This is a genomic window from Bradyrhizobium erythrophlei (genome assembly GCF_042430365.1).
In the GTDB taxonomy this organism is placed as follows: Bacteria; Pseudomonadota; Alphaproteobacteria; order Rhizobiales; family Xanthobacteraceae; genus Bradyrhizobium; species Bradyrhizobium erythrophlei.
Genome location: NZ_JBHMET010000185.1, coordinates 104,423 through 110,503 on the forward strand (window position 1 = coordinate 104,423; position 6,081 = coordinate 110,503).

6 protein-coding genes are annotated in these 6,081 nt (G+C 60.1%); 3 read left to right on the forward strand and 3 right to left on the reverse strand.

Annotated elements, in window-relative coordinates:
• Positions 1-678: 678 nt before the first annotated feature.
• Positions 679-1,143 carry a c-type cytochrome gene (locus ACFFWD_RS26355; RefSeq protein ID WP_376970105.1) on the forward strand — a complete coding sequence of 155 codons (465 nt, stop codon included), beginning with the start codon at positions 679-681 and terminating at the stop codon, positions 1,141-1,143.
• A gap of 159 nt (positions 1,144-1,302) precedes the next feature.
• Here ACFFWD_RS26355 and ACFFWD_RS26360 read toward each other — a convergent pair whose 3' ends face one another.
• From ACFFWD_RS26360 to ACFFWD_RS26370, 3 genes are all read right to left on the reverse strand, one after another.
• Positions 1,303-1,548 carry a hypothetical protein gene (locus ACFFWD_RS26360; RefSeq protein WP_376970085.1) on the reverse strand — a complete coding sequence of 82 codons (246 nt, stop codon included), beginning with the start codon at positions 1,546-1,548 and terminating at the stop codon, positions 1,303-1,305.
• A 29-nt stretch (positions 1,549-1,577) separates the two neighbouring features.
• Positions 1,578-1,871, reverse strand: coding sequence for a hypothetical protein (locus ACFFWD_RS26365; RefSeq protein WP_376970087.1), 294 nt, complete (start codon positions 1,869-1,871; stop codon positions 1,578-1,580).
• A gap of 245 nt (positions 1,872-2,116) precedes the next feature.
• Positions 2,117-2,800: a Crp/Fnr family transcriptional regulator gene (locus tag ACFFWD_RS26370; protein WP_376970089.1), complete on the reverse strand. Its 684-nt coding sequence runs from the start codon at positions 2,798-2,800 to the stop codon at positions 2,117-2,119.
• Between the two features lie 504 nt (positions 2,801-3,304).
• On the opposite strand from ACFFWD_RS26370, the gene ACFFWD_RS26375 reads away from it, so the two are divergent.
• Positions 3,305-4,630: an MFS transporter gene (locus tag ACFFWD_RS26375; RefSeq protein ID WP_376970091.1), complete on the forward strand. Its 1,326-nt coding sequence runs from the start codon at positions 3,305-3,307 to the stop codon at positions 4,628-4,630.
• Positions 4,631-4,810: 180 nt separating this feature from the next.
• Entirely contained in the window at positions 4,811-5,980 is a 1,170-nt protein-coding gene (locus tag ACFFWD_RS26380; protein WP_376970093.1) for a YncE family protein, read from the forward strand.
• Positions 5,981-6,081: the final 101 nt, after the last annotated feature.

Below are 6,081 nucleotides of genomic sequence, written 5' to 3' on the forward strand. Positions count from 1 at the left end.
TCCTGCAAACGACCTTGCCTGCGGTAGATGCGCGCTTCGCGTTTTGCGCCTCTAGCCAATGTGGACCGCGAAGTCCTTGCGACCGCGGTTGTCGAAAAGCTCAAGCAGGAATTCGATCAAAAGGTGAGCACTCTCCAAAGCCGCATCGATTCCCTCGAGCGCCGGGTCGCCAAGTTGGAGAGCGAAAGCAAAACCAAATCCGCGGCTGCCCGATAATCACTCGCTCACGACAGGCAGCAATCTGCGAGGGTTGCCAAGGCTGATTGCCCAGGTCAGAGTGACCGGCCAATAAAGGGGCGCGTTCGATATTTCTGGTTGATGGCGAGGCCAGCCACTTCGTTCGCCTATCCGACGTTACGGAAGAACTCAGCCTTTGGCTGACTAAGCGAGTACTTGAGATTCCACCGCGCGCACGCAAGCGCGCGAGGTTCGCATCGACCTCAGAACCAGACATCAGGGCCGCCTATCGACAGGTCCGCGAAGGGCCAGGAGCCGACAACGACTGTTCGGCTCCAAGTACCACACTAGTCCGCTTGGCTCTCGCATTGAAGGACGTAAATTGCGTAGGAGATCCGCAAGCAAGAGAAAGATCCGGACTCTACGCCCAATCGTCGTTCACCCGAGCGGGAGTCAAGCCTGCCAGCAGACGGCAATTGAGGGAGGCGGTGTAAATTGATTGTGTCGCTCAGCGAAGTAGCGACGGATGGGCCGCCGGTTGCAAAAGTGAAGCGCGAGGCTCGACCTCGTTGGCTTGCGGCGTTAATCGGCATTATGTCCATCGTTCTATCGTCCTCTGCCACATCTCAGGAGTCGATCAACCGACGCGCAGATGTCGAATTGGGAGAACAGGTGTTCAACAGTGCCTGCCGAACCTGTCACACGACCAGAGAGGGCGACAATCGACTCGGGCCTAACCTGCACAACATCGTCGGAAGGAAAGCCGGCGCGGTACCAAACTACGGCTATTCCAGCGCCATGAAGGGCGCGGGTTTTATTTGGGACGAGGCAATGCTCGATCGCTTCATCGCGAACCCGGATGAGACAGTGCCCGGCAATGGCATGAGGCCGTATGGGGGACTGGCATCGGCCGACACCAGAGCGAAACTGCTTCTTTTCTTGCGATCACTCGAGAAAAGACAATAATCATCGCTTCGAGCTGGCACCGCGATTTCAAGGAGCGGCATAGACCTCTGCTTGCGCACCGGATCATAAACTCAGCTCCGACCAATCGAGGCGGCGGGGCTGAAGTTGAATCCAGGCCGATGCGACGCGCATGACCTCGCGGCCAGAGAGACTGCTCGCTCATTGACCCGGCGTGGCGGCGATGAGGCTTTCGCGCGGCACGCAGATAATCCTGACCCGCTCGTTGGCATCGAGGTCCCGTCCGATCGAGCTCCCCGCCAGATAGGCCTGCGCATGCATGAAGCACGTCGCGGGATTGCCGAACTCCGCCGGCACGCGCATCACCGTGTTCGCGTTGTTGCGCGTGCAGTCATGGGCATCGGCCGCGACCGCGGCCGAGCAAATGAGCACCAATGCTGTCAGCACCCCCAGCCCTCCCCCGATCAGCCGCGAGACTATCTATATTCAGCCGCGAGACCAACAGTGGTTGGCCTCACGGCCGTTGCCTTCGCCGTCATACTGGGCCGCGGCGTCAGGACGGCGATCTGGTGCGGAGACGCCGGCATCCCGCCGTACGTCAGCGTTGGGGTCGCCGACTGCTCCTGAACATCTTGCGCTCCCATCACCGCGACCTGATGTCGCGTGATCGGAACGCCTTTCAATTCAAAGCTTGGCAGCTCTGCAGCCCCTGCCCCGGAGCCAACTACCGTCATTGCCGCAACAGCGGCCACCAAGAACATTTTCTTCATGGCAATTCTCCTCCGCAAAACAGAATATTCGCACCACGACTTCCAAAATGACTTGATCCAATTCGCCGGCGCGTGATGTGGGCCCCTTCATGAGACATGATGGTCGTCGCCGTAGTGAGGCGAAGCTACACCCAGGAACCGCACCGGGCGTTGAGTTTTGCCAACGTATGAAAAGAATCTGAGCGGCGGGGATCGGCCGATCGCCGGCATCGCATGCCACGTCGCACCAGGAAGCCAGGGGTGGGCTACTCGCCCTTGATGTCGCGCACGAGCTTCTCTAGACGGCCGATGTCGGTGACCCGCAGGTTGCGTCCCTCGCGACGCAACAGACCGATCGAAGTGAGACGGCTCACCTCGCGAGAAACTGCTTCTCTATGAGTGCTAACACGGTTGGCGATGTCGGAAAGCGATGGGGCCGGCGACAACAACGGTTGCGCTCCCTCTCTATCAGCGTCAGCCGCCAGACGGAGCAATTCCGCCTGAATTCGGTTTTGCACAACAAGTGTGCTGAACTCGAGCACGCGTTGCGACAATCTTCTCAGTTCGCCCGCGATGTGGCGCAGCGTTGCCAGCGCGACGCGCGGCTCCTTGAGCAGCAGGTTTTCAAACTGGCTAAAGGTCAGGGTCGCGACGGTGGCCGCCTCCAGTGCCTCGACAGATGCTGATCGTGGACTCCGGTCGATGGCAGCAATTTCACCAAAAATGTCGCCCGTCCTAAGGTCCCTAAGGATGACAACTTTCCCGCGTGCCGAGTGGATCATTGCGCGGACCCTGCCGGAGACAAGAAAGAACACATTGTTCGAAGGATCGCGATACCCGAGTATTTCTTCACCGCGTTTGTAGGTATGCCAACTGCACGTCTTGGCGAGCTCCTCCAAAGATACCTGCGATAAACCAGCCAGGATTTGGACGCGCTTTAGAAACTCCAACTGCCGACCAGGGTGCATGGGGCTCGCTGCCTCGGATAGGACTCAATCCGCCGACGGGAATCTGGACCCCAACCATCCCGCGTTACGAGCACTGCTTCCAAAAAGCAGAACAATCGAGGCAAATACTCCGGCTCTCCCCTCGCCGAGCAGTCGTCATATTAAATTACACCGTAGCCATCGCGACGGCGAGACAGCACTGACCAGAGCCAAGGTCCGAATCGACCCATAAGGCTCAGATTGAGAAGATGTTTTTCCGGTCGCCCCGACACCTGACATCAGGGAAGCGCACCGAATCTTCCGGGTCGTGCCAGTTTGAGACCTGAGCAAGTGCAGCGAAGTGCGCGCGCTGAAGTCGGTCCTACTCGATCAACTCGTCAGCGAGGGCGAGCAGCGAGGGCGGGATGGTAGCCGAGTGCATTGGCCTGCGGCCAATGCTATCGTCGGCCGGCAACGACAACGGGCTACCGGCCTCGGCCGGCCGATGCCCGCACGGGAGGATTGTCAATGACCGCTCCCGAAATCACCGCCGTACCGGTGTCCGACCTCGAGCACCGCACCCAGCTGCGCCGGGCGGTCATCGCCAGCACGGTCGGCACGACGATCGAATGGTACGATTTCCTGCTGTATGGCCAGATGGCCGCGATCATCTTCGCGAAACTGTATTTTCCGTTGTCCGAGCCGCTCACCGGGACGCTGCAGGCGTTCGCCACTTTCGCGGTCGGCTTTGTCGCCCGACCGATCGGCGCGGCGATCTTCGGCCATTACGGCGATCGCATCGGCCGCAAGGCGGCGCTGATCGCGACGCTATTGCTGACTGGCTTGTCGACGTTCCTGGTCGGCTGCGTCCCGACCTATGAGCAGATCGGCGTCTGGGGCGCGGTCTTGCTGGTCGTCCTGCGGTTTATTCAGGGCATCGGCGTCGGCGGTGAATGGGGCGGCTCGGTCCTGTTGTCGATGGAGTGGGCGCGCACCAACCGGAATCGCGGGCTCATCGCAGCCTGGCCGCAATTCGGCGGGCCGGCCGGGTTCTTCCTGGCGACCCTGGCGATCCTGGCGTTCAGCCAGATGTCGGGAGAAGAATTCCTAAGCTGGGGCTGGCGCGTCCCGTTCTGGCTGAGCATTGTCATGTTCGCGATCGGCTTGTGGATCCGTCTCGGCGTCCTCGAGACGCCGATCTTCCAGCGGGTGATCGCCGAGGAGCGGGTGGCGCGCGCGCCCGTCTTCGAGGTTTTCAAACGCCAGCCGAGGGAGATCGCCCTCACCGCCCTCGTGCGCATGGGCCAGATGGCGCCGATCTTCGTCTACATCGCCTTCATCTTCCCCTACGGCACACAGGTCGTTCACCTGTCTCGCGACTTCATTCTGATGGCGCTGCTGATCGGCTCGTTCATATCGTTCTTCACGATCCCGTTATCCGGCTATCTGTCTGACCGGCTCGGCCGCAAGCGGGTGTATGTTTTCGGCGCGGCCGCCACGGGGCTCTTCGCGTTTGTCTATTACGCGATGCTCAACAGCGCTGTGCCCGGACTGGTGATCCTGGCGACCATCGTCGCATTCTTTTTCCACGACCTGATGTGGGGGCCGCTGGCGGCGCTGACTGCCGAAGTATTCACGCCGCGCCTGCGCTACAGCGGCGCCTCGATCGGCTTTCAACTGGCCGCGGTGGTCGCCGGCGGGCCGGCGCCGATGATCGCGACAGCGCTCTTGGCCGCCACCGGTTCGGGCTATGTCATCGCGCTCTACATCTTCGGCTGCGCGATCGTCAGCATTGTCACCACAGCGCTCCTGCCGGACGTCAAGGATCGCGATTTCGCACGCGATCACCTCTGACGAGACACCAGATAACCCATACCGTTGATGACTAAGACGATGCTCCTCCGCCGCCATTCCAATGTGGCTTGCCGGTACAGCGCAAAGCGCGCATCCTGATGCCGAGCTGTCGGCTTCGGGCGCTAATCAGACTCGCTAGGGACACAACGCAGGTCGACGCCCGCAAGGAAGGAGGGAATCATGAAGCAGAGGCATTTAGGTATCGCTGTGCTCGTCGGTGCAGCCTTGCTTACGCTGCCGATGACCGGTGGCGCACAGATTCTCGTGTCGGGCAACGACGAGAAGGTCTTGTGGGACGACGCCGGCAAGGCCGTCTACCTGCCGCCCGGCAAGGACACGATCTCCTTCATCGACATCGGCGACCGCGAGAACCCGAAGATCCTGACAAGCATTGCACTCGAGAACAGCATCTTTGGGCCGCCTACCAATCTTGCCGTGCATCCAAGCGGCGAGATTGCGCTGGTCGCGAACTCGGTGACCCAGATAAAGGATGGCGAAAGCTGGAAGCCGGTGCCCGACGACAAAGTCTACATCTTCGACCTGAAGGCGAGCCCGCCTACGCACATCGGCACCGTCAAGGTCGGTAGGCAGCCATCAGGGCTTGATATTAGCAAGAAAGGTGACCTCGCGCTCGTCACGAATCGCGCCGACAATTCGATCAGCGTCCTCAGCATCTCCGGCAAGGAGGTGAAGGTCACAGACACGATTGCGATGGGCGATAGCGTCGCGCATGTCGCAATCTCCGCCGACGGCACCAAGGGGCTGGCTGTTAAGCCAGTCGTCAACAAGGTCGCGTTCTTGAAGATCGACGGTCAAAAGGTCCTCTACGAGAAGTACGATATGCCTACCGGTGTTTTCCCGTATAACGTCGATATCGCACCGAACGGCAAGGTCGCGCTCGTCGCCAACAACGGGGGAGCCGGCTACGCCGATGGCAATGTCGATACGGTGAGCGTCATCGACCTTGAGCAAAACCCGCCGCGCGTCATCGACCACATCGTCGTGGGCGATGCGCCGGAAGGTTTTGCCATTAGCCCAAAGGGCGACCTGGCGCTTGCAATTCTTGTCGGAGGCAACTCCGATAAGAAAGCGTTCTTCTCACGCAAAGGAGGCGCGGCCGTGGTGCTGAAGATCGATGACAAGAAGGTGACGAAAGTAAGCGACGAGATCGAGGTCGGTGGGCTTGCCGAGGGCGTCGCCTTTTCGCCGGACGGCAGCTACGCCTATATCGGAAACTTCCTGGATAGCGACATGTCGATCATGAGGATAAACGGGACGCAACTCATCGACACCGGAAAGAAACTGAAATTGCCAGGTCATCCGGCCTCGCTCCGCGGTGCGCCGAAGTAGTGGGATACTTGAAAAAATAGAACTTCCACGCTGTGCAATGGCCGCTAGACTGTATGTCCCCTCCACAAAATGAGGCGACTCACCCTCGATGTTGCAACGAG

Bases quoted from the DNA above. Each gene is read 5' to 3' on its own strand.
- ACFFWD_RS26365 (WP_376970087.1), bottom strand. From the start codon at position 1,871: ATGAAGAAAATGTTCTTGGTGGCCGCTGTTGCGGCAATGACGGTAGTT.
- ACFFWD_RS26375 (WP_376970091.1), top strand. From the start codon at position 3,305: ATGACCGCTCCCGAAATCACCGCCGTACCGGTGTCCGACCTCGAGCAC.
- ACFFWD_RS26380 (WP_376970093.1), top strand. From the start codon at position 4,811: ATGAAGCAGAGGCATTTAGGTATCGCTGTGCTCGTCGGTGCAGCCTTG.